The organism is Jiangella endophytica (genome assembly GCF_003427025.1).
GTDB classification, from domain to species: Bacteria; Actinomycetota; Actinomycetes; order Jiangellales; family Jiangellaceae; genus Jiangella; species Jiangella endophytica.
The window spans coordinates 64,412-86,224 of sequence record NZ_QVAI01000008.1 but is presented as its reverse complement, the minus strand read 5'-3'; the positions used below and the strand labels follow the sequence as shown (position 1 = coordinate 86,224).

Below are 21,813 nucleotides of genomic sequence, written 5' to 3'. Positions count from 1 at the left end.
TGTTCGGCCATCAATCGGGCATTTCGCCCGCGTTCGGCGAACAACTCCAAGATCAACTCCAGGTGGGGTGGGGGTCGCCGAGGGCGAGGAGCAGGTCGCGGGCCAGCTTCTGGTGCCCCTCGGGGCCCGGGTGCAGGCCGTCGACCAGCAGGGCGAGCGCGTGGTCGCCGCCGGCCCGCCAGACGGCGTGGTGGTCGACGAGGTGGCTGCCGGTCTCGGTGGCCACCTCGCGGACCGCCTCGGCGTAGGCGTCGAGGGCGGCGGCCTGCGACCTCTCGGGCGCCACGACGGGCGGCGTCTGCAGCACGACGGCCGCGCCGGCGCCGGCGATGCGGCGGACGACGCCGGCGTACTCGCGCCGGAACGCCGCCAGCCCGGCCGGCCCTTCGTTCGCGTCGTTGCTGCCCAGCCCGATGACCACGACGTGCGCGGCGTGCCGCAGCACCGACCGCTCCAGCGCGTCGCGCAGCGCCGGCACCCGCCAGCCGCTGACCGCCGTGTTGACGACGGTGTCGTCGCGGCGGCTGAGGCCGTAGCGCACCCGCTCGGCGAACAGGTCGACGTAGCCGCGGTGCACGCCGGTCCACCTGGCCGCGGCGACGATGCTGTCGCCGGTGAACAGCCAGTCGACCGGCGTGCCGCCGGACAGCGCCGTGCGGGCTGGGTGGTCGGTGGTCATGGAACCTCCCTGAGTCGGATGCCCAGCAGGTCGTGCAGCCGCCGACCGGGCGCCAGCGCGGCCAGCCCCGGCAGGACGCCGTGCCAGGCGCCGTGGCCGTCGTCGTGCAGCCGGGTGGTCAGCATCTCGTCGAGGTCGACGACCGGGCCGGACACCGTGACGTCGACGATCCGCGGATCGGCGGCCGCGGCCAGCATCGCATGGTGCGCGCCGAGCCCGGCGGCATGGACGTGTACCGGCCGGCCGTGATCGAGGCCCGGGTGCTCGGCCCGCACCCGCGCGTCGCCCAGGACGACGTCGATGGCCCGCGTGACGTCGAACGCGCGGGCCGCCGCCAGGCTGTCGTCCAGCCAGAGCAGGTCGCTGAGCAGCTTGTACATCGTGCTGTCGTGGCTGATCGGGGTGCGGCCGGACCGGTCGCGGGGGAGCAGCGCGCCCTGCCCGCGCACGTCGAGCACCAGCAGCGGCCCGCCGACGCGGTCGTCGCGGGCGGCGCGCGCCAGCACCGGGTGGCTCGTCGTGAGTTCGGCGGTGCCGTCGTGCAGCAGCACCACCCGCAGCCCCGGCCGGACGCCGGTCGCGGCCGGGATCAGCACGCCCGCGCCCCACAGGTCGGTCTCGGCGCGCCAGAAGCCGTGCCAGGTGCCGGCCGGCCCGGGCAGCCAGCGGACACCCGGCGCCGCGGGCACGTCCCGGGCGGACGTCACGCGCTCGCGCAGCCAGCCGGTGAGGTCGTCGTCGCCGATCCGTTCCCGGGGCGCTCGGTACTCGGCCGCGATGAGGTCGTGCAGGAAGGCCGAGTCGCGGCCCAGTTGGCCGGTGGCCGTGCAGGCGAGAGCGGACGGCGGCAGCGTGGCCGGCTCGTCGCCGTCCTCGGGCGCCGGGAGCCCGAACGCGGTGCAGAAGAACCGGGTCGCGGCGGCCGCCAGCGCCGGTGCGTACTCGTGCGTCGTCGGGGCGGTCACGAGTGTGAGTGCGTCGGGCGCGCCGAGCAGTTCGTAGCTGCGCCGGGCCCGGTGCACCGACTCGACCGTGCCCTCGATCGGGAAGAAGTCGTACTCGGCCGCCAGCACCGTCACGGGCCGCGGCGCGGTGGCGGCCAGCAGGTCGGCGTGGTCGACGCCGTGCGCGGTGCCGCCCAGCAGGATCTGCTCGGCGTCCTGGTGCTGCCCGCCGTCGAGGTAGCGGTCCCGCGACGTCACGAACGTGGCCGGCGCCGCCGCGGCCAGCCTGGGCTCCACCGCCGTCGCCAGCGTCGTCAGCCAGCCGCCGCCGCTGTTGCCGGTCAGCCCGATCCTGGTGGCGTCGACGCCGGGGAGGGTCTCGAGCAGGTCGACGGCGCGGCGCACCTCGTGGACGAACCAGCGGGCCGGCGACTGTCCCAGCCACCACGCCTGCAGGCCGGCGTAGGTGTGTTCGGCGGTGCCGCCCGCCACGACCGGCCGCCCGTCGCCGCCGAGGTAGCCGAGCCGCTCGCTCTGGCCGAACGGGTCCAGCGCGAGCACCACCAGGCCGGCCCGGGCCAGCCGCGCGCACACCGCCTGGTACGGCGGGTACGCCTTGGCCTCGTCGGCGTGCCCGCACACGAACACGACGGCCGGGCGGTCGTCGTACACGACGGCCGGGCTCCCGACGTGGCCGGCGGCCGGCCGGTCGTCGCGCCCGGTGTCCGGAGAGCCGGCCCGCCCGGTTGGGAGGACGCCCACCCTACGGGCGGGCGCCGACAACGTCGTCTCGCCGGTGGGACGGTAGAGGCTGGCGGTCGCGTGCACGCCGGGCGCGGTCTCGATGACCAGGCGCTCGATTCGGTACCCCGCGTCGCCCGGCACACCGTCGGCCGGGCCGCACCACCGCACCGGCGGCGCGGTCGCGTCCCGCGGCGGCAGACCGCCGAGCCCGCGCAGCACCGCCGCGCGGATCCGCTCGCCCTCGCGCCGCACGTCGGTGGCCGACGCGACGCCCCCGGCGTGGCCGGCCCACTCGGCCAGCCGGCGCCGGGTGCGACGCTCGACGTGGCGCTGCAGGTCGAGCGCGGCGTCGACGTAGCCGTCCAGATTCGGGGCGAAGCCGAGCGGTGTTGGAGTCACGGCCAGCACACTATCGCAATCGGTTGTCGCTCTGTGAACTGGGATTTCGTTGCCCATACTGCAAGATTGCCTTGACACTTGCAGGCGGTTCTTGCAAGGGTCGGGGCATGACCCGCTATGCCATCGCCGGACTGTCCAACCGCGGGGTCGCCAGCTTCGTGCGGCCCATCCTCGGCTCGCTGGGCGGCGCGGACACCGCGCTCGGCTACGGCGAGAACGCCGAGGACTACTCCGAGCACGCCGACGTCGTCGCGGTGGTCGATCCGGACGAGGCGCGGGTGACGGCGTTCAACGAGTCGCTGCTGCCTCCGGGCCACGCGCCGCTGGCGTGGTACGCGCCGGAGGACTTCGACCGCATGGTCGACGAGGTCCGCCCGGATGTCGTGGTGGTGGCCTCGCCCGACCACACGCACGCCGCCTACGTGCTGGCCGCCCTGCGTCGCGACGTCGACGTCATCGTCGAGAAGCCGATGGTCACGACGGCCGCCGACGCCGCCGCCGTCCTGGCAGCGGAGCAGGCGTCGAAGGCGACCGTGCGGGTCACCCACAACCTGCGATACACGCTGCGCCACCGCACCATCAAGCGGCTCATCCTCGACGGCGCCATCGGCCGGCCCACGCACGTCAGCCTCGACTACCACGTCGACATCCGGCACGGCGCGAGCTTCTTCCTGCGCTGGAACCGTCGCCGCGACCTGTCCGGCGGGCTGACGGTGCACAAGAGCACGCACCACCTGGACCTGGTGTCGTGGTGGCTCGACGACGTGCCGGAGCGGGTCTTCGCACTCGGCGGCCGGTACTACTACGGCCCGGACAGCCCGCACCGCCCGCGCGACGAGCAGGGGCGGCCGCTGACCGGCGTCGAGCAGCGCGAGCAGGACCCGTACTACCGCGCACAGCTGGGCAGCAACACCTTCCCCGACGGCGCCGAGGCCGACCGCGTGGGTCTGTTCGGCCTCTCCTACGGTCACCAGTACCCGGCCGGCCAGGACATGTACCTCTACGACGACGAGATCGACGTCGAGGACACCTACAGCGCGCTGGTCGCCTATCGCGGTGGCATCGCGCTGTCCTACACGATCGACTTCTCCTCGCCCTGGGAGGGCTACCGGGTCGCGATCAACGGCACACACGGGCAGATCGAGACGCTACACAGCCGGCTGCCCGGCGGCGGGGCGCTGCCCGGGTCGGACGAGATCAGCTACCGTCCGCTGTTCGGCGAGGCGCGCACCATCGAGGTGGCCGCCGTCGCAGGCGGCCACGAGGGCGCCGACCCGCTGCTGCGGCACGACCTGTTCGTCGGCCCGGGCCGCGAGTCGCTGGACCTCGGCCTGCTTGCCGACTCCGCCGACGGTGCCCGGGCGGTCGCCACCGGGGAGGCCATCTGGCGCTCCATCGGCGGTGGTGAGGTCGTCGACGTGGACGCGCTGCTCACGCCGCCCGAGTGACGGTCAGCTGAGTCCGCATCCCGCCCGGTGGGGTGGGTGCCCACCCTAGGGGCGGGCACCGACACTCGCCCAGCCGCGCCGGGCCGCGCTGGACTCCGGGCCGCGCCATTCCCAGGACGTGCGCATGCTCACGCCCCGGGCATCAGGGTGCCCGGGGGGCGTGCTCAGTGGGCGCTCAGCTGGCCCAGGCCATGAGCGACTCGTTGCGGCGCGGGTCGCGCAGCAGCATGAGCGCGTGCTTCTCCAGCTGGCGCACCCGCTCGCGGGACACGCCGACCTCGTCGGCGACGTCCTGCAGAGTGTGCTCGTGGCCGTCGACCAGGCCGTAGCGCATGCCGATGATCTTCGCCTCGCGCGTCGGCAGGGAGTCGAGGACGTTGCGCAGCTGCTCGCTGAGCGCTCGCCGCTCGACGAGGTCGGAGGCCTGGACGGCGTCGTCGTCCTCGATCAGCTCGCCGATGCTGGACTCGCCGTCGTCGCCGATGGGGGTGTCGAGGCTGAGCGGGTCGCGGGAGACGCGGCGCAGCTCGACGACCTTCTCGACCGGCAGCCCGGCCTCCTCGGCGACCTCCTCGACGGTGGGGTCGCGGCCGAGCAGCCGCTGGAGGTCGCGGTCGATGCGGTGCAGCTTGGCCACCGTCTCGGACACGTGCACCGGCAGCCGCACGGTGCGGGTCTGCTCGGCCAGGCCGCGCTGGATGGCCTGGCGGATCCACCACGTGGCGTAGGTGGAGAACTTGAAGCCCTTGGCGTAGTCGAACTTCTCGACCGCGCGGATGAGGCCGAGGTTGCCCTCTTGGATGACGTCGAGGAACGGCAGTCCGCGGCCGGACAGCTTGCGCGCCACCGACACGACCAGCCGCAGGTTGGCGCGGATCATGTGGTCGCGGGCGGCGTGGCCGTCGCGGACCAGCGCCTCGAGCTCGGCCTTGTAGGACGGCGTCAGCTTGCGCTTGGTGGGCAGGGCACCGGTCAGCAGCTGCTCGACGTACACACCGATCTCGATGCGCTTGGCCAGGTCGACCTCTTCGGCTGCCGTGAGCAGCGGCGTCGAGCCCAGCTGCGCGAGGTAGCGGCCGACCAGGTCGGGCTCGCCCTCGGAACGCGCCTGCCTGCGCCGCGACGTCGCGCTGGTGGCCTTCGGTGCAGCTGCCATGGGTCCCCCTCGGTGTCGAGTCGGCGTCCGGACCGTACCCGCACGATCAACGAACATACGTTCACAACGCACGAGCCCGCACAAAGATTCCGGCACCCTCTGGGCAGGAGAGAAATCTCATGATAATGACGCGGCGTCGAGCATGTCGGGTTGCCCGTGGCGCCCGAATCACGGACCCCGCGGGACATGGCAGGCTGACTGTACGTACTGTTGTCAGGACAAAGTCAGCGCCGACGATAGGGGAATGGTGGCGATGAAGGGCATTGCCGGCGCGCCGGTGAGCTTCGGCGTCTTCGAGCTGACGGCGGACCAGCCGCTGCCCGACCCGAAGGAGGTCCTCGGACCGCTGCATGACCTGGGATACGAGGGCGTCGACCTCGGTCCGGTCGGCTGGCTGGGCCGTGGCGAGGAGCTGCGCGGCCGGCTGCGCGAGCACGAACTCGTGCTGGTCGGCGGCTGGGTCGACCTGCCGTTCACGGACGACGACGCGTTCCGCACGGCGCTGCCGTCGCTCGACGACGCGCTGGAGATCTTCGTGGCCGCCGCCGAGCTGGACCCGTCGCGCCCGCCGCTGCCGACTCTGGCCGACATGGGCAGTGACCTGCGCCGCGCCAACCCGGGCGGCGCCGCGCCGGGACTCGCGCTCGACGACGCCGGCTGGACCAGGCTCGCACGCAACGTCGAGACCGCCGCCGCCCGTGTGCGCGCCGCCGGCCTGGAGCCCACGTTCCACCACCACGCCTGCACGTACGTCGAAACGCCCGCCGAGATCGACGAGTTCCTGGCCCGCACCGACGTCGGCCTGACCTTCGACACCGGCCACCTGCTCATCGGCGGCGGCGACCCGGTCGAGGGCTGGCGGCGCTGGCGCGCGCGGATCAACCACCTGCACCTCAAGGACGCCCGCACGGCGGTGCTCGACCAGGTCCTGCGGGAGAAGGGCGGCATGCGCGACGTGTGGGAGCGGCGCGCGTTCGTCGAGCTGGGTGGCGGCGACCTCGACCTCGACGGTTTCATGGACGCTGTGTCCGAGAGCGACTTCGGCGGCTGGCTGGTCGTCGAGCAGGACGTCGTGCCGTCGCCGTCCGACCCGCCGGAGCGCGTCATCGACGACCAGCGCGCCAACCGCGAGGCGCTGCGCCGGTGGCTGCCGTGAGCGATCGCGTCCGGCTGGCCGTCGCCGGCCTCGGCGCCGTCGCACAGTCCGTCCATCTGCCGCTGATCTCCCGCCGCTGGGACCTGTTCGACCTGGTCGCGGTCTGCGACCTGGCCCCCTCGCTGCGCGCCGCCATCGGCGAGCAGTACGGCGTCCCGGAGGATCGTCGCTATGCCGACGCCGCCCGGATGGTCGAGGAGAGCGGCGCCGACGGCGTGGTCCTGCTGACCTCCGGCTCGCACGGCGACGTCGCGTTGCGGGCGCTGCGCGCCGGCGTCGCCGTCTTCTGCGAGAAGCCGCTGACGTACACCGTCGCCGAGGCCGACGCGCTCGCCGCCGCCGAGCGGGAGCTCGACCGGCCCGCGCTGCTGCTGGCGTACATGAAGGAGCACGACGAGGCGGTCTGGCAGCTGAGCGAGCGGCTGGCCGGCATCGACGACGTCCGCGCCGTCGAGGTCGAGGTGCTGCACCCCACCGGCGAGTCGCAGCTGGCCTTCGCCCACCTGCGCCCGGCGCCGCTCGGCGACGTCGATCCCGGCGCCGTCGGCCGCATGGCCGCGGAGTCCGCACGGCTGCTGGACGCCGCGATCGGCGCCGGCACGTCCGACCGGCTGCGGCACCTGTACGCGAACGTGGTGCTCGGCAGCATGGTGCACGACACGTCGTTGTTGCGGGCGGTGTTCGGCGGGCTCGAGGCCGTCGACGGCGCGCGCCAGTGGCCGGCCGGCGCGCAGCCGGGGCACGGCCCGGGGTCCGTCGAGGTCACCGGCGAGCTGCCCGGCGCCGTCCGGGCCCGCATGAGCTGGCACTACCTGCCTGACTACCCGGCCTACACCGAGACGCTGACGGTGCACCACGGCCGCGGCTCGCTGCGCGTCACGTTCGGGACGCCGTACGTGCTGAACAACCCGACGCGCCTCGAGATCGTCGAGGCGCCGCCGGCCGACACGGCGGCGGGCGGCGAGGTGCGCTCGGTGTTCACGTCCACCGGCGAGTCGTTCGAGAACGAACTGGCAGACTTCCACCGCATGGTGACGGCGGGCGAGCGGCCGCGGGCCGGCATCGCCGAGGGCCGCGCCGACATCCTGACCAGCCAGCGGATCATCCGGTTGCTGGCCGGCGACGAGCCGGTCGGCGGGGAGGCGGCGAAGGCATGACGGAACCCGAGATCGTCCTGGTGCCGCACACGCACTGGGACCGCGAGTGGTACGAGCCGTTCCAGGTGTTCCGGCTGAAGCTGGCCGACGTGCTCGACGACGTGCTCGCGCGGGCCGAGGCCGATCCGGACTTCCGGTTCACCCTCGACGGCCAGTTCGCCGCCGTCGACGACTACCTGGAGCTGCGCCCGGAGAACCGGCACCGGGTCGCCGAGCTGGTCCGGCAGGGCCGGCTGGGCGTGGGGCCCTGGTACATCCTGCTCGACGAGTTCCTGTGCTCCGGCGAGACGATCGTGCGCAACCTGGAGCTCGGCTGGCAGGGCGCCGAGGCGCTCGGCGGCGCGATGCCGGTGGGCTACCTGCCGGACATGTTCGGGCACACGGCGCAGATGCCGCAGATCCTGGCCCGCGCCGGCATCGAGCACGCGAGCCTGTGGCGCGGTGTGCCCGGCGCGCTGAACCGGCACGCCTTCCGATGGGAGGCGCCCGACGGCAGCGCCGTGCGGGTGGAGTACCTGTTCGACGGTTACGGCAACGCGCTGGACCTGTTCGCGCTCCCGGCCCGGCTGGGCGAGGCGGTCGCGGCGTACCGCGACGAGACGCGGTCCTGGTACGGCGACGACCCTGTGCTCGGCATGCTCGGCACCGACCACTCCGCGCCGCGGCCGGACCTCATGGACCTGGTCCGCGGCCCGGGCGGCGCCGGCCTCACCATCGCCGGCCTCGCGGAGTACGTCACCCGGTTCCGATCCGACGACCCGCACCTGCCGGTCGTGGTGGGCGAGCTGCGCAGCCACGCGCGCGGCAACATCCTGCCCGGTGTCATCTCCGTCCGGGTCGGGCTCAAGCAGGCGATGGCCCGGGCCGAGCGCGTCGTCGGCCAGGCCGAGGCGCTGGCCGCGCAGTTCCAGCCGTCGGCCGACTACCGGGAGGCGTTCCTGCTGGCCTGGCGGAAGATCGTCGAGTGCACCGCGCACGACTCCGTCACCGGCTGCGGCGTCGACGAGACCGCCGGTCAGGTCGCGGCCCGGCTGGCCGAGGCCGAGCAGGCCGGCCGGGCCGTCCGCTCCGCGGCGCTGCGGTCGATCGCGGCCCGGGTGCCGGCCGACGCCGACGCCGTCGTCAACACCGTCCCGTGGCCGCGCACCGTGCTGGCCGAGCTGGACGTCGCCGCGCCGGCCGCCGACCGGCCCGTGACCGCGCAGCTGCCGGACGGCACGCCGCTCGCGGTGCAGGAGCTGAGCCGGTCCGAGACTCTGCTGGGCGACGAGAAGCTGGCCGCCGAGGACCTGGAGAAGGTGATCCGGCGCATCCACGGCCGTGAGCTGTTCGGCCAGCAGATCGAGTCGTACGCGGTCACGCCGGGCACGCTGGACTTCGAGGTGGCCCGGGTGCCGTCGGCGCCGGAGTTCGACCTCGCGGCGCTGCGCGCGGAACTCGCCGCGGCCGCCGCCGAGGCGCCGGGGGAGTGGCGGGTCCGCACGGTCGCGCAGCAGCGCCGCCGGGTGCTGGCCGCCGTCCCGCTGGACGCGTCCGGGCAGGTCGCGGTGCGGACGGCGCAGTCCGGCGCGCCCGCGGACCCGCCGGCGGCGGTGGAGGTGACCGAGCGGTCGCTGGTGTCGCCGCTCGTGCGTGCCGACGTCGCCGACGACGGCACGCTGAGCGTCCACGGCGCCGACGGCACGGTCCTGACCGGCGTCGGCCGGCTGGTGTCCGGCGGCGACCGCGGCGACAGCTACAACTACGGCCCGCCGGCCGCCGACGTCCCGGTCGACGCGCCCGCGTCGGTCACGGTCACGGTCGACGAGGGCGGCCCGCTGCGCGGAGTGCTGCGGGTGGTGCGGACGTACGACTGGCCGGTCGGGCTGTCGTCGGACGTGGACGTACGGTCCGCCGAGACCGTGCCGGTCGAGGTGACGACGCTGGTCGAGGTGCGGGCCGGCGAACCGTTCGTCCGGCTGGACGTGTCCTTCGTCAACCCGGCGCGCGACCACCGGGTGCGGCTGCACGTGCCGCTGCCGGCGCCGGTCGCCGAGTCCGCGGCGGACGGTCAGTTCGCGGTGACGGTGCGCGGGCTCACGTCCGAGGGCGGCTGGGGCGAGTACCCGCTGCCGACGTTCCCGGCGTCGTCGTTCGTGTCGGCCGGCCCGGCGACCGTGCTGCTCGACCACGTCACGGAGTACGAGCTGGCCGGCGACGGCGCGGAGCTCGCGCTGACGCTGCTGCGCGCCGTCGGCTGGATGAGCGTCAACCTGCACCCGCTGCGCGACGAGCCGGCCGGGTCGCAGTTCCCGGTGCCCGGCGCCCAATACGCCGGCGTGCCGGTGCGGGCGCGACTCGCGGTCGTGCCGCGGGCCGGCGGCTGGGGCCCGGCGTCGGCGCCCCGGCTCGCGGAGGAGTTCCGGCACGACGCTCTGGTGACGCAGGGGCTGGCCGCCGCGGGTGGCGACCTGCCGTCGCCGTCGTCGGGACTGGGCGTGAGCGGGCCGGGCGTCGTCGCGTCGTCGATCCGGGCTCGTGGCGACGAGACCGAGGTGCGCCTGGTCGCCATGTCCGCCGCGCCGACGACGGCCACCGTCACCGGGGCGTTCGTCACGGCCTGGCGCACCGACCTGCTCGGCCGGGCGCTGGAGCCGCTCCCCGTGGACGGTGACCGCGTCGACGTCGAGCTCGGACCGTGGGAGATCGCGACGATCCGGGTCTCCTGACCGCTCAGCGCGTGTGCACGATGACGCCGATGTGGTCGGTGATGTCGGGCAGCGTGCTGAACAGCGACACGTCCTCGGCATGGCAGGTCGACGGCTGGATCTTGCCGCCGTAGTGGATACCGTAGGCGGTGCGCCCGGTGGTCGTGTACCGGTACCAGGCGCCGCCGCTGTCGCCAGGGCAGGTGTCGATGCCGTCGACGCGGGCCATGTTGCGGCCCTCCGGATCGTTGACGTCGCCCAGCACGCCGCAGCGGATGCCCGAGACGCTGGAGCGGGCCGCGATGCACACCGTCTGGCCGGGCTGCATGCTCGTCTCCGACGTGATGCGCCCGGTCACCGGGAGCCGCTGGTTGCTGGCGTTCTCGTGGTACAGCCAGCCCCACGTGGCGTTCTCCAGCCAGTACGTGTTGTCGATGCGCACAGCCGCCGCGTCGACGTCGCCGCTGTTGTAGCGGGCCCGCATCGGGCCGATCGACTGGGTGCCGTGGCCCCACTGGCTGTCGATGGCGCCGCAGTGGCCGGCGGTGAGCATCCACTTGCGGCTGTTGGTGGTGGAGTCGGCGGTGAACCCGACCGAGCAGAAATAGTTCTTCTCCGGCCCGCGCCACAACTCCACCCCGGCGCGCAGCGGGCGGCCGCAGCGGTACAGGCTGTTGCAGGCCTCAGCGCCGGTCGTGCGCAGCTTCTGCGCCGTCGCCCGCATGGTGGCCGGCAGGGTGACGTCGCCCGCGCGCACGCTGGACAGGGTGCGCAGGGGCAGTTCGACCACCACCCGGTTGCCCTTCAGGTCGACGCCGGCGTTGGCGCCCGCCGGGACGTCGGGGTGGGTGCCGTCGTTGACGCGGTCGCGCTCGGCCAGCAGCGTGGCCAGGCTGAAGTCGGCGTCGTGGGTGGCGACCTCGATGCCGCGGCCGGCGGCCGCGTCGGTGAACTCGGCCGCGGCTGCCGTCGTCGTCGACAGCAGGTGCTGGGTGTCGGTGGCGCCGTCGTACCAGGCGCCGCCGTAGGTGTCGGGTGAGTCCGCGGCCAGCTGCTCGAGCAGCGCGACCCGCTCGTCCTCGGCGTCGATGCGGCGCAGCGCCTCGGCGTCGCTGACGCCCGGAAATGCCTGCTGGAAGGCGTCGACGGCGGCGGCCCGGTCGGGGTCGGCGGACGGTGCGGCCGCGGTGGTGGGTGCGGCGGTGGAGGGAGCCGTGCCGAGCAGACCGGTCAGGGCCGCTGCGGCGACGGCGACGGCGAACGTACGTCGTCGATTCACGAAAGGTGCTCTCTACTCGGACGCCACGAGTGCCACGACCCGTGACAGATGGTGAAGATGTCGGAAATAGCGTGGAATCCGAGCATAGGCAGAACCTGATCATGCTTCGCGTCCGGGGTCGGTCCCGGCCGCGAGGCGTCGAGCGGGCGACGGTCAGGTGGTCGTCGCCGGCTCCGGCGCGGTGGCGATGCGCAGCGCCGCGACCAGCTCGCGGTAGAGCTCGTCGGACCGGAGCAGCTCCTGGTGCGTGCCGACGGAACGGACCCGGCCGGCCTCCAGCAGCACGATCTGGTCGGCGTCGACGACCGTCGAGAGCCGGTGCGCGATCGTCACGACCGCGCCCGTGGCGGCCTGGCGGCGGATGCCCTCGGCGACGGCGGCCTCGCTGAGCCCGTCCAGCTGCGCCGTCGCCTCATCGAGCAGCAGCAGCTCTGCGTCGGTCACCAATGCCCGGGCCAGCGCGACTCGCTGCCGCTCGCCGCCGGACATCGTCGTCGGCGACAGCACGGTGTCGAGGCCGTGCTCCAGATCGCGGGCCCGGTGGTCCAGCCGGACAGTCGCGAGCGCGGCCCACAGCTCGTCCTCGGTGGCGTCCGGTGCGGCGTAGGCGAGGTTCTCGCGCAGCGTGCCGGGGACCAGCGGGGTGTCCTGCTCGACGTAGGCGATGCGGCTGCGCAGGTCGGCCAGCCGCCAGTCCGCGAACGGGCGGCCGTCGAGAACGATCTCACCGCGCTGCGGCTGCAGGAACTTCAGCAGCAGCGAGAAGATCGTGGTCTTGCCGGCGCCGGACGGCCCGATGATCGCCGTGTGCCCGTGGCGCGGGATGGTCAGGCTGACACCGTCGAGCGCCGGTGTGGACTCGGGGGAGTAGCGGTACTCGACGTCGCGCAGCTCCAGCGCGGCGTCCGCCGCGGTCGTCGCCGTCGCCGGGACCGCCGTCGCCGCGTCGGCCTCCGTCGCCATCGCGTCGATCTCGCCGATGCGCGCCGCCGCGGCGAGTCCGGACTGCACCGCCGTCAGGCTCATCGTCAGCAGCATCACCGGCATCATCAGCTGGAACGCGTAGAGCAGGAACGCGACCAGCGTCGTCACGGTCATGTCGCCGGCCGCGACGCGGTAGGCGCCGACGCCCAGGATCAGCATGATCGCGAGATTGATGCCGCCGCCGGTGATGGTCCAGGCCCACGCCTCGAGCCGGACCGCGCGGATGCTCTTCTCGGCCGACCGCTCCGCGTGCCCGGCGATCCTGCTGGTCTCGCGGGCCTCGGCTCGCGCGGCCTTGACGGTGCGCAGCGCGCGGAGGACGCCCTCGAGCCGTCCGCCGAGCGCACCGATCTCCTCCTGCGCATCCTGCTGCGCCTTCGCCAGCTTGGGCATCAGCAGGCCGGCCAGGACGCCGACCAGCACGATGACCCCGAGCGTCGTCCCGAGCAGCACGACGTCGAGGTACGCCATGAGGACGAGCGCGCCGACCAGCCCGACCAGCCCGTTGACCGCGTTGACGATGCTGGACGTCGTCGCCTCGCGGATCAGCATCGTGTCGGACGTGACCCGGGTGACCATCTCGCCGGCGCTGCGGGTGCCCAGTTCCGTCACCCTGGTGCGCAGCAGGTGCCGGACCATGCCGGTGCGGGCGGCCAGGATGATCCGTTCGGCCAGCGTGCCCAGCAGGATCGCCTGCACCAGCCCGATGACGGCGCCGGCCACCAGCAGCACGGCCAGCAGCGTGACCGGCCCGCGCAGCGACGCGTCCACCTCCAGGCCGTCGAGGACGGACTTGGTGACCAGGGGCGTGACCAGCTCGGCGGCGGTGCCCAGCAGCCCCAGCAGGAGGCCGACGATCAGGATGCGCCGGTGCGGCCGCGCGTAGGACCAGAGCAGCCGGATCTTCGCCCCGGTCGGCAGGTCGGGGGTGGGTCGTTCCTCGGCAGGCGGGCTGTAGGGAACGCTCATAGTCGCAGAATGACACACTCATGTCCTATTCTCAAGTGGAGATGTTCTATTATGGTGGAGCTGTGTAAAGTAAGGGGACGTGACGACGACCGATTCCGGTGTGCGGCAGCGGACCCGGCGGGCCATTCTCGAGGCCGCCGCCGCGCTGTGGGCCCGCGACTTCTCCGCGTCCCTCGGCGACATCGCCGACCGCGCCGAGGTCAGCCGCAGCACCCTGCACCGCTACTTCCCGGAGCGCCAGGCCCTCGTCGACGCCCTCCTGCTCGACTCGCAAGAGAGTCTGGAGGAGGCCTGGAGCACGGCGGTCGCGGCCTCGAGCACCCCGATCGAGACGCTCGAGAACATCATGGGCGCCATCGTCGACCTCGCCGACCGCATCCTCTTCCTGTTCAGCGACCCCGCCCGGTTCGAGGGCAACCCCCACTGGCGCGCCGACGATGACGACGGCATGTCCGACCTCATCCGTGCCGCTCAGGCCTCCGGCGACCTCGACGCCGACATCGCCCCCACCTTCGTCATGGGTGTCATGTACTCCCTCATCTACGTCACGGCCGAGTCGGTGGCCGCGGGCACCCTGCCCCGCCACAAGGCCACCGAGACGGTGGTCCGCATCTTCCGCCACGGCCTGACGGCCCGGAGCTGACCGGCCGGCGTTCCGTCATGGAACGGGCCGGGTCGTCTCGCTACGGTGATGACATGCCGGGCATCTGGTCCGAGAGCGACGGCCGGTGGAGGGCGCTCGAGCCGGTGGGGTTCACCCTCGAGCAGCACCTGCACGACCTCATCGAGGGCAGTCCCGGCATGCTGCCGCTGGCCGGTGCGCCGCAACTGGCGATCCTCGGCCGCGAGGTCCGGTGCGGCTCCGGGTACGCCGACCTCGTCGCGGTCGAGACGGCGACCGGGGTGCCGGTGGTCGTCGAGATCAAGCTGGCGTCGAACACGGACCGGAAGGCCGTCCTGACGCAGGTGCTCGGGTACGCCGCCCACCTGCGTCGCCTCGATGCGACGGGGTTCGAGGCGCTGCTGGCGCCGCACCTGGCGAAGCGGCGGATGGAGTCGATCACGCACGCCGCGGAGGGGATCGCGGACAACCCCGCGTTCGACAGCGCGGCCTTCCGGACGGCGCTGGCGGCCGCGCTCGACGAAGGGCGGCTGCGGTGCGTGGTCGTCATCGACGAGGCGCCGCCGGAGCTGATCGAGTTGGTCGGCTACCTTCAGGACGTCAGCAACGACCGGCTCGACCTCGACCTCGTCACCGTCACGGCCTACGACGTCGGCGGGCGGCGGGTACTGGTCCCGCAGCTGATCGAGCCGGACCGCGCGATCGCCGAGTCGCCGCCGGCCGCAAGCACACCGTCGCCGGCGCCGACGGTGACCGACGGGCCGGGCGTGTTCGAGGCCTCCATCGACACCGTCGCGCCTGAGGCCCGGCCGCTGCTCCGCCACCTGCTGACCTGGGCGGTCGAACTGGAGCAGAACGGACTCGCGACCCTCCACACCGCGGCCGGGCGGGACCGCTGGACCGAGGCGTACCGCGAGGCCGTGGCCCCTCTCCAAAGTTGATCTTGGAGTTGTTCGGCCATCTATCGGACATCTCGGGCTCGTGGGGCGAAGAACTCCAAGATCAACGGGGCGGGGCGGGGCGGGGCGGGGGCGGGGCGGGGCGGGGGCTCAGGGCGTCACGGCGACGACGGCGGCGGAGCGGGCGGTCTCCAGGCGATGCGGCCCGTCGGCGGCGGGGAAGCGGGCCAGCTCGCCCCGCACCACCTGCCGCCGCCCCCAGACGTCGGCGAGGAGGAGGCCGTCCGCACCGACCGCGACGAGTTCGTCGTCGACCCGCAGGAGCACCGGCTCGTCCGCGCCCCACGACAGCGCGGTCCGGCCGGCACGCAGCGCGTCCAGCACGTCGGGAACGGCAGGCGAGGACGCCGCGACCCAGGTCAGCGGCTGTGCCAGCGGCCGGCCGTCGGCCGGGGAGTGGAAGTCGGACCCGCCGATCGGGACCGTCGAGAGCCCCCAGGCGGTCCACCAGGCCAGCGGCCCGGTCCACTCGCGCGCCATCCACGAGTGGTGGAAGATCTCCGCGAGCGGCGGCCGCACGTCGAGCGGATGGTGCCACGAGCAGTCGCCGGCGAGCGGGTGGTTGATCGAGAGCAACCCGCCGGCGGCCGCGACCGACGAGACCCAGGTCGACGGCGGCTCGCGGAAGTCGACCCAGGGGATGGGGCCGAACGCGTTCGCGTGGCCGCGGTCGGTCGTCACCTCCTGCCCGGGCAGCAGGGTGACTCCGTACCGCGACCCCACCGACGGCAGCGCGGCGTGGTGCGACACGGTGTTGTGGTCGGTGACGGCGAGCACGTCGAGGCCCGCCTCCACCGCCAGCGCCGCCAGCCCGGCCACCGGCAGCGACCCGTCGGAGTGCAGCGTGTGGGCGTGGAAGTCGCAGGCCAGCCAGGTCAGCCCGTCGTCGGCCGGCAGTGAGCGGCGCGGCGGGCGGGCGGGCACGGGCGGCCCTTCGGGCTCCGGGTCCAGCGGCGCCGACGCGTCGTCCAGCACGACGGTCACCGAGACCGGCACCCCGGCGGACGGCACCCGGTACAGCCCGAGCACGACCGTCCACTCGCCCGGCTCCAGTTCGCCGGCGAGATACCCCGGGGTCGCGGCGGACGGCGTCACCGTGAAGCGCCGCCGCGCCCCGCCGGACCAGCCGCGCCAGCCGGCCGCGCCGGCACAGCCCAGGTCGAGCACCGCGCCCTCACCCGTGTAGGACAACGACACGTGCACCGACGACGTCCCCGCCGGCACCTCGAACGGCACCGGCAGGTACGGCGACGCCGCGCGGTCGTCGGGAGTGAGGCGGCGCGAGAGCAGCACCGTCATGCAGCGGCCGCCACCGTGTCCAGCAGCTCCTCGGACTCCGCGTCGAACAGCAGGGTGCGGTCCGGCCGGACGGCGACCCAGCCGCTCGCGCCCGGCGCCGGCTCCTCGTCCTCGTCGACGACGACCTGCACCAGCACGCCGTCGCCGGCCTCGAGCGTGACGAGCACCGACGCGCCGAGGTTCTCGACGACGGTGACGGTGCCGCCGATGGCGTCGCCCACCGGCGACGACGACCAGCGCAGGTACTCAGGCCGGGCGCCCCAGATCACCGACGCGCCGTCACCCACCGAGACACCGGGCGGCAGCGGCAGCTCCGCGCCCGCCACGCGCACCGCCGAACCGGACACCACGCCGGGGTGCAGGTTCATCGGCGTCGACCCGACGAACCCGGCGACGAACGTGTTGGCCGGGCGGCGGAACACCTCCCGCGGGGAGCCGACCTGCTGGATCCGACCCGATCGCATGATCGCGATCCGGTCCGCCAGCGCCAGCGCCTCCGCCTGGTCGTGCGTGACGAACACCGTGGTGACGCCGAGGTCGCCCTGCAGCCGCTTGAGGAACGTCCGTGCCTCCAGCCGCAGCCGCGCGTCGAGGTTGGACAGCGGCTCGTCGAACAGGAACACGTCGGGTCTGCTGGCGACGGCGCGCGCGAGGGCCACGCGCTGCTGCTGCCCGCCGGACAGCTGCCCGGGACGCCGCGCGGTCAGCCCGCCCAGCGACAGCCCGCCGGCCACCTCCTCGGCGGTCGCCAGCCGCGACGAGCGATCGACCTTCTGGATCTTCAGCGGGTACGCGATGTTGTCCGCGACGGTCATGTGCGGGAACAGGGCGTAGTCCTGGAAGACCATCGCGACACGGCGCTCCCCGGGCGGCAGCGACGTCACGTCGCGCGCGCCGATCGACAGCCGCCCCTCCGTGGCGGTCTCGAGGCCGGCGATCGTGCGCAGCAGCGTCGTCTTGCCGCAGCCGGACGGGCCGAGCAGGGCGAAGAACTCGCCGTCCTCGATGGTGAGGTCGAGTCCGTCGACGGCGCGGACGCCGCCCGGGTACTCCTTGACCAGCTGGTGGGTGGTGATCGCCGCCATCAGCGCTTGATCCCTCCGTGGAAGCGGAAGCCGTACCGGCGGTTCACGAACAGGTACATGAGCACGACCGGTATCGAGAAGAGCAGGGAGAACGTGGAGATGAGGGCGAGATTGGGTTGCCCGCCCTCGGTGTAGAAGGTGAACATGACGACGGCGGCCGGCTGCTGGTCGGGGGAGCGGAGCAGGATGAACGGCACCAGGAAGTTGCCCCACACCTGCACCACCGCCCAGACGGCGATCGTGGCCAGCCCGGGCCGGGCGATCGGGACGACGACGTGCCGCAGGATCTGCAGCGACGACGCCCCGAACACCCGCGCCGACTCCTCGTAGGAGCGCGGCGTCGAGTCCATGAAGTCCTTGAGGATGAAGATCGCCGTCGGCAGCAGCCCGCCGGTCAGCACCAGCACGACACCGAGCTGGCGGTCGATCAGCCCCAGCTCCGTCATCAGCAGGAACGTCGGCACCATGGCCGCCGTCCCGGTCACGATCGACGACAGCAGGAGCAGCAGGTAGAGCAGGGTGTCGCGGCCGGGGATGCGGACCCGCGACAGCGCGTACGACGCCAGCGCGGCCAGCACCAGCGTGATCGCCATGGTGCCGGCGGCGATGATCACCGAGTTGCCCAGCGACCGCATCGCGTACGGGTTGTCCCACAGCGTGCGGAAGTTCTCCAGCGTGAAGTCCGGCAGCGACACCTGCACCGACGGCGCGGCGTCGAACGGCGCCGACAGCAGCCACAGCAGCGGCAGCGCGAAGAACACGAACACGAAGCCGGCGAAGACGTACCGGCCGACCACACCCAGCGCAGCGCGGACGGTCATGACCGGCGCTCCCTCAGCAGTCGCAGGTACACCGACGCCACGACCAGGTTGATGATGATCATGATCAGCGACAGCGCCGCGCCCTGGCCGAGCGCGCCGTCACGCAGCGCCACCCGGTAGATGTAGACGCCGAGGATCTCGGTGCGCCCCTGCGGCCCGCCGGCGGTGATCAGGTACGGCGCGAACACGTTGAACGTCCACAACGTGATGAGCAGCGTGTTGGTGAGGATGTGGCCGCGGATGTTCGGCAGCACGACGTCGCGCAGGGTGGCGAACGTGCCGGCGCCGGCCATCTTGGCGGTCTCGAACTGCGACGGCGGCACCGAGGCCAGCGCCGAGCTGAACAGCAGCATCGAGAACGCGGTGCCGTTCCAGATGTTGAACACGATGATCGACTGCATCGGGTACTCGAGCAGCCACGCCGTCCCGTCGGTCCCGAGCAGCGCGTTCAGCGTGCCCTCGCGCCGGTCCAGCAGCGCCAGCCACAGGAACGCCACCACCGACGCCGGGATGATCCAGGCCAGCAGGACCACCGTCTCCAGCACCGACCGGACCGCCGGCCGCAGCCGGCGCGCCGTCCACGCCAGCGCGAACCCGAGCATCGACTGCCCGATGATCGCGGAGAAGAACACGAACGCCAGCGTCAGCACCAGCGAGTTGCGAAACGCCGGGTCGCTGAGCGCGTCGGTGTAGTTCTCGGCGCCGACGAACTCCGGCTCGGCGGCGGCCAGGCCGGTCAGCCGCCAGTTGGTCAGGCCCAGGTAGAGCGTCCAGATCGCCGGGAAGACCAGGAACACCGCGATGACCAGCAGAGCCGGCGCGACGAACCCGGTCGCCCGCCAGCGCCCCAGCCCGGCGGCGTCGCCGTCGTCGGCGGGCCGGGACCGGCGGGCGCCCGTGGGGGCGCCCGCCGGGTCGGGTTCGACCTCAGTCGGCGATGGAGCCGTCGTCACCGACGATGCCCTCCAGTTCGCCCAGATAGGTCTGCGCGGCGTCGTCGGCCGGCGTTCCGGCCGCGACCTCGCCGGTGGCCTCCTGCAGCGCCACCGAGACCTGCGGGTAGACGGCGAGCGCCGGACGGTAGGCGGTGATCGGCAGAACCTCCTCGGCGATGAAGCTCATCAGCGGATCGCCGGCCAGCGCCTGGGCGTTGACGTCGTCGCGCGGGGTGATGCGCGCACCGCCGCCGGCGATCAGCGCCTCGAAGGCCTCGGGCGAGTTCATGAACATCATCAGCTCCCACGCCTGTTGCGGGAACTCGGTGTTCGGGTTGACGACCCGGCCGGTGCCGCCGGACATGCTGACGAAGTCCTGCCCGTCGATGCCGGCGCCGGGCTCGCGCGCCGGGATCTTGGCCCAGCCGACGACCTCGTCGCGGTTCGCCATCGGGGCGATGCCGCCGTCGGGGTTGATCACCCCGCGCCACAGGTAGTCGCCCTCGATCAGGATGCCGAGCTGGCCGCTGGCGAACAGCTGGAACGAGGTGTCGCGGCCCTGCGCCTCCTGCTGCAGCAGCGGGTCGCCGAGCGCCTCGTCGCCGTAGACCTGGCCGTAGAAGTCGAGCACCTGGGTCAGACCCTCGCTGGCGCCGGTCCAGGCGTCGTCGGCCCAGATCTGCTCGCCGGTGCCGGCCAGCAGCGGCAGGAAGCCCTGCATCGTCGTCGCCTCGCCCATCGGGACGCCGGCGTTGATCTGCAGCGGCGTGACGCCGTCGAGCTGCTTGAGTGCTCGCGCGGCCTCGAGGATCTCGTCCCAGCTGGTCGGCTGCCAGTCGGCCGGCAGCCCGGCCTGCGCGAACAGGTCCTTGTTGAAGTAGATGACCCGGCCGTCGGTGCCGACCGGGATGCCGTAGACCTGCTCGTCGAACGACATCGCCTGCTGGACGGCGTCGGGGATCTGCTCCCAGCCGTCCCAGTCGTCGACGGCGTCGCCGGCGATGTCGCTGAGCGGCGCGATGTAGCCGGCCTCGGCGAACTCACCGGTCCAGATGCCGTCGATGCTGATGATGTCGCCGCCGGACCCGGACTGCAGATCGAGAGCGATCTTGGTCTTGTAGTCCTCGTCGTCGACGCCGTTCTCCTCGAACTCGATCGTGACGTCGACGCCCTTGGCCTCCTGCATGGCGGTGAACTCGGGGATCACGTAGTCGGTGATCCACGCCGCGCCCTCGGAGTTCTTGCCGCCGGCGATCGCGTTGTCCGTGATGGTCAGCGTGACCTCGGTGGCGTCGGCGTTCTGCGAGGGGTCGCCGCCCGCGGTGCCGCCGTCGTCGTCGTTGCCGCACGCCGCCAGGACGAGCGCCACAGCGAGCAGGCCGGCCGTGCCGCCGAGCCCGGTCTTGATCCTCATCGATCCCTCCAGAGCAGCCCAACCTCGATGTCCGGCTGTCAGATTGTCATGACTTTCTGACGAGGTCTAGACCTTCTGTGAGCTGTGACCTCACTGCGACCTCAGACGTCCGGTCACACGACCAGCGACGCAAATGTCCTAACATACTGACGTACGCATCAGCAGGTGAGGGGGTTCAGCGTGGCCGAGGGGATCCCGGAGCTCGTGGTCGATCGCACCAGCCCGGTGCCGCTGTACTTCCAGGTGGCGCAGCATCTGGAGCACTTGATCGAGTCCGGCGCCTATCCGCCCGGCACTCGCCTGGACAACGAGATCCAGCTCGCCGACCAGCTCGGCCTGTCCCGCCCGACCATGCGCCGCGCCATCGAGTACCTCGTCGACCGTGGCCTGCTGGTGCGCAAGCGCGGCGTCGGCACCCAGGTCGTGCAGCCCAAGGTGCGCCGCCCCGTCGAGCTGTCCAGTCTGTACGACGACCTCACCGCGGCCGGCAAACAGCCGCGGACGCAGATCCTCTCGTTCGAGCTGCAGGAGCCGAGCGAGGTGGTGGCCGAGGCGCTCGGGCTCGACGACGGCGGCCAGGTCTACGCCATCCGGCGGCTGCGCTTCACCGGCGACGAGCCGCTGTCGATCATGAGCAACTACGTGCCGGCCGGCATCGTCCGGCTGGACCGGGAGTCGCTGGAGCGCACCGGCCTGTATTCGGTGATCCGCGCGGCCGGCGTCAACCTGAAGATCGCCACCCAGACCATCGGCGGACGGGCCGCGCGGGCGGCCGAGGCGCGGCTGCTCGCCGAGCATCCCGGCGCGCCGCTGCTCACCATGACCCGCATCGCCTACGACGAGACCGGCCGCGCCGTCGAGTACGGCTCGCACCTCTACCGCGCGTCGATGTACACCTTCGAGCTGACGCTCACCACGACCTGACCCTGACCTGGCCAGTCCGGGCTGCCGCGACCGAGCGCCTCGAGCCGGCCAGGGGGCGCTTCGTGCCGGCGAGGATCGGCTTGACCGGCGCCGGCTCTTGTCGGCCGTCGTTCGCTGATACTCCCGAAACCGACGCATACTCCCGAAACCAT

The 21,813-nt window shown here is 73.0% G+C and carries 17 protein-coding genes; 7 read left to right on the top strand and 10 right to left on the bottom strand.

Translation table 11 applies throughout. The annotated features are described in order from the left end of the window. Positions 1-52: 52 nt before the first annotated feature. Positions 53-679, bottom strand: a complete 627-nt coding sequence (locus DZA62_RS17505) for an SGNH/GDSL hydrolase family protein (RefSeq protein WP_116950203.1) — start codon at positions 677-679, stop codon at positions 53-55. Further along, complete coding sequence (locus tag DZA62_RS17500) at positions 676-2,766, bottom strand: alpha/beta hydrolase family protein (protein ID WP_157987733.1); 2,091 nt, start codon at positions 2,764-2,766, stop codon at positions 676-678. Before DZA62_RS17500 ends, DZA62_RS17505 begins: the two co-directional genes overlap by 4 nt. Before the next feature lie 107 nt (positions 2,767-2,873). Here DZA62_RS17500 and DZA62_RS17495 point away from each other — a divergent pair, with 107 nt between their 5' ends. Beyond that, positions 2,874-4,214 (top strand): Gfo/Idh/MocA family protein, encoded by a 1,341-nt coding sequence (locus tag DZA62_RS17495; protein WP_116950201.1) that lies wholly within the window; start codon positions 2,874-2,876, stop codon positions 4,212-4,214. 175 nt (positions 4,215-4,389) lie between these two features. Here the strand turns inward: DZA62_RS17495 and DZA62_RS17490 are convergent, their stop codons facing one another. After that, positions 4,390-5,370: a sigma-70 family RNA polymerase sigma factor gene (locus DZA62_RS17490; protein WP_116950200.1), complete on the bottom strand. Its 981-nt coding sequence runs from the start codon at positions 5,368-5,370 to the stop codon at positions 4,390-4,392. 244 nt (positions 5,371-5,614) lie between these two features. On the opposite strand from DZA62_RS17490, the gene DZA62_RS17485 reads away from it, so the two are divergent. Genes DZA62_RS17485 through DZA62_RS17475 form a run of 3 tightly spaced genes read left to right on the top strand, consistent with a single transcriptional unit; the run spans position 5,615 to position 10,391 of the window. Continuing rightward, complete coding sequence (locus DZA62_RS17485; RefSeq protein ID WP_198663885.1) at positions 5,615-6,526, top strand: sugar phosphate isomerase/epimerase family protein; 912 nt, start codon at positions 5,615-5,617, stop codon at positions 6,524-6,526. Continuing rightward, the gene (locus tag DZA62_RS17480; RefSeq protein ID WP_198663884.1) at positions 6,523-7,683 is read left to right on the top strand and encodes a Gfo/Idh/MocA family protein; all 1,161 of its coding nucleotides are present in this window, start codon (positions 6,523-6,525) and stop codon (positions 7,681-7,683) included. Before DZA62_RS17485 ends, DZA62_RS17480 begins: the two co-directional genes overlap by 4 nt. After that, the gene (locus tag DZA62_RS17475) at positions 7,680-10,391 is read left to right on the top strand and encodes a glycoside hydrolase family 38 N-terminal domain-containing protein (RefSeq protein WP_116950198.1); all 2,712 of its coding nucleotides are present in this window, start codon (positions 7,680-7,682) and stop codon (positions 10,389-10,391) included. Before DZA62_RS17480 ends, DZA62_RS17475 begins: the two co-directional genes overlap by 4 nt. 4 nt (positions 10,392-10,395) lie before the next feature. Here DZA62_RS17475 and DZA62_RS17470 read toward each other — a convergent pair whose 3' ends face one another. Both DZA62_RS17470 and DZA62_RS17465 read right to left on the bottom strand, forming a co-directional pair. Next, positions 10,396-11,649 (bottom strand): S1 family peptidase, encoded by a 1,254-nt coding sequence (locus DZA62_RS17470; RefSeq protein WP_116950197.1) that lies wholly within the window; start codon positions 11,647-11,649, stop codon positions 10,396-10,398. A 153-nt stretch (positions 11,650-11,802) separates the two neighbouring features. After that, positions 11,803-13,602 carry an ABC transporter ATP-binding protein gene (locus DZA62_RS17465; protein ID WP_116950196.1) on the bottom strand — a complete coding sequence of 600 codons (1,800 nt, stop codon included), beginning with the start codon at positions 13,600-13,602 and terminating at the stop codon, positions 11,803-11,805. Between the two features lie 79 nt (positions 13,603-13,681). Here DZA62_RS17465 and DZA62_RS17460 point away from each other — a divergent pair, with 79 nt between their 5' ends. Both DZA62_RS17460 and DZA62_RS17455 read left to right on the top strand, forming a co-directional pair. Then, positions 13,682-14,245 carry a TetR/AcrR family transcriptional regulator gene (locus DZA62_RS17460; protein WP_198663883.1) on the top strand — a complete coding sequence of 188 codons (564 nt, stop codon included), beginning with the start codon at positions 13,682-13,684 and terminating at the stop codon, positions 14,243-14,245. Between the two features lie 53 nt (positions 14,246-14,298). Then, on the top strand, positions 14,299-15,165 hold the full coding sequence (locus DZA62_RS17455; RefSeq protein WP_116950195.1) for a hypothetical protein: 867 nt from the start codon (positions 14,299-14,301) through the stop codon (positions 15,163-15,165). 108 nt (positions 15,166-15,273) lie between these two features. Here the strand turns inward: DZA62_RS17455 and DZA62_RS17450 are convergent, their stop codons facing one another. The 5 genes from DZA62_RS17450 to DZA62_RS17430 are packed head-to-tail and all read right to left on the bottom strand — an operon-like array spanning position 15,274 to position 20,737. Next, a complete protein-coding gene (locus DZA62_RS17450; protein WP_116950194.1) occupies positions 15,274-16,482 on the bottom strand; it encodes a CehA/McbA family metallohydrolase in 1,209 nt (402 codons plus the stop codon). Then, a complete protein-coding gene (locus DZA62_RS17445) occupies positions 16,479-17,567 on the bottom strand; it encodes an ABC transporter ATP-binding protein (RefSeq protein WP_116950193.1) in 1,089 nt (362 codons plus the stop codon). Before DZA62_RS17445 ends, DZA62_RS17450 begins: the two co-directional genes overlap by 4 nt. Further along, positions 17,567-18,388, bottom strand: a complete 822-nt coding sequence (locus tag DZA62_RS17440; RefSeq protein WP_116950192.1) for a carbohydrate ABC transporter permease — start codon at positions 18,386-18,388, stop codon at positions 17,567-17,569. The genes DZA62_RS17445 and DZA62_RS17440 overlap by 1 nt, the downstream gene beginning before the upstream one ends. Then, the gene (locus tag DZA62_RS17435; RefSeq protein WP_116950191.1) at positions 18,385-19,341 is read right to left on the bottom strand and encodes a carbohydrate ABC transporter permease; all 957 of its coding nucleotides are present in this window, start codon (positions 19,339-19,341) and stop codon (positions 18,385-18,387) included. The genes DZA62_RS17440 and DZA62_RS17435 overlap by 4 nt, the downstream gene beginning before the upstream one ends. After that, on the bottom strand, positions 19,316-20,737 hold the full coding sequence (locus DZA62_RS17430; RefSeq protein ID WP_116950190.1) for an extracellular solute-binding protein: 1,422 nt from the start codon (positions 20,735-20,737) through the stop codon (positions 19,316-19,318). Before DZA62_RS17430 ends, DZA62_RS17435 begins: the two co-directional genes overlap by 26 nt. 180 nt (positions 20,738-20,917) lie before the next feature. Here DZA62_RS17430 and DZA62_RS17425 point away from each other — a divergent pair, with 180 nt between their 5' ends. Next, positions 20,918-21,661: a GntR family transcriptional regulator gene (locus DZA62_RS17425; RefSeq protein WP_116950189.1), complete on the top strand. Its 744-nt coding sequence runs from the start codon at positions 20,918-20,920 to the stop codon at positions 21,659-21,661. Positions 21,662-21,813 lie beyond the last annotated feature (152 nt).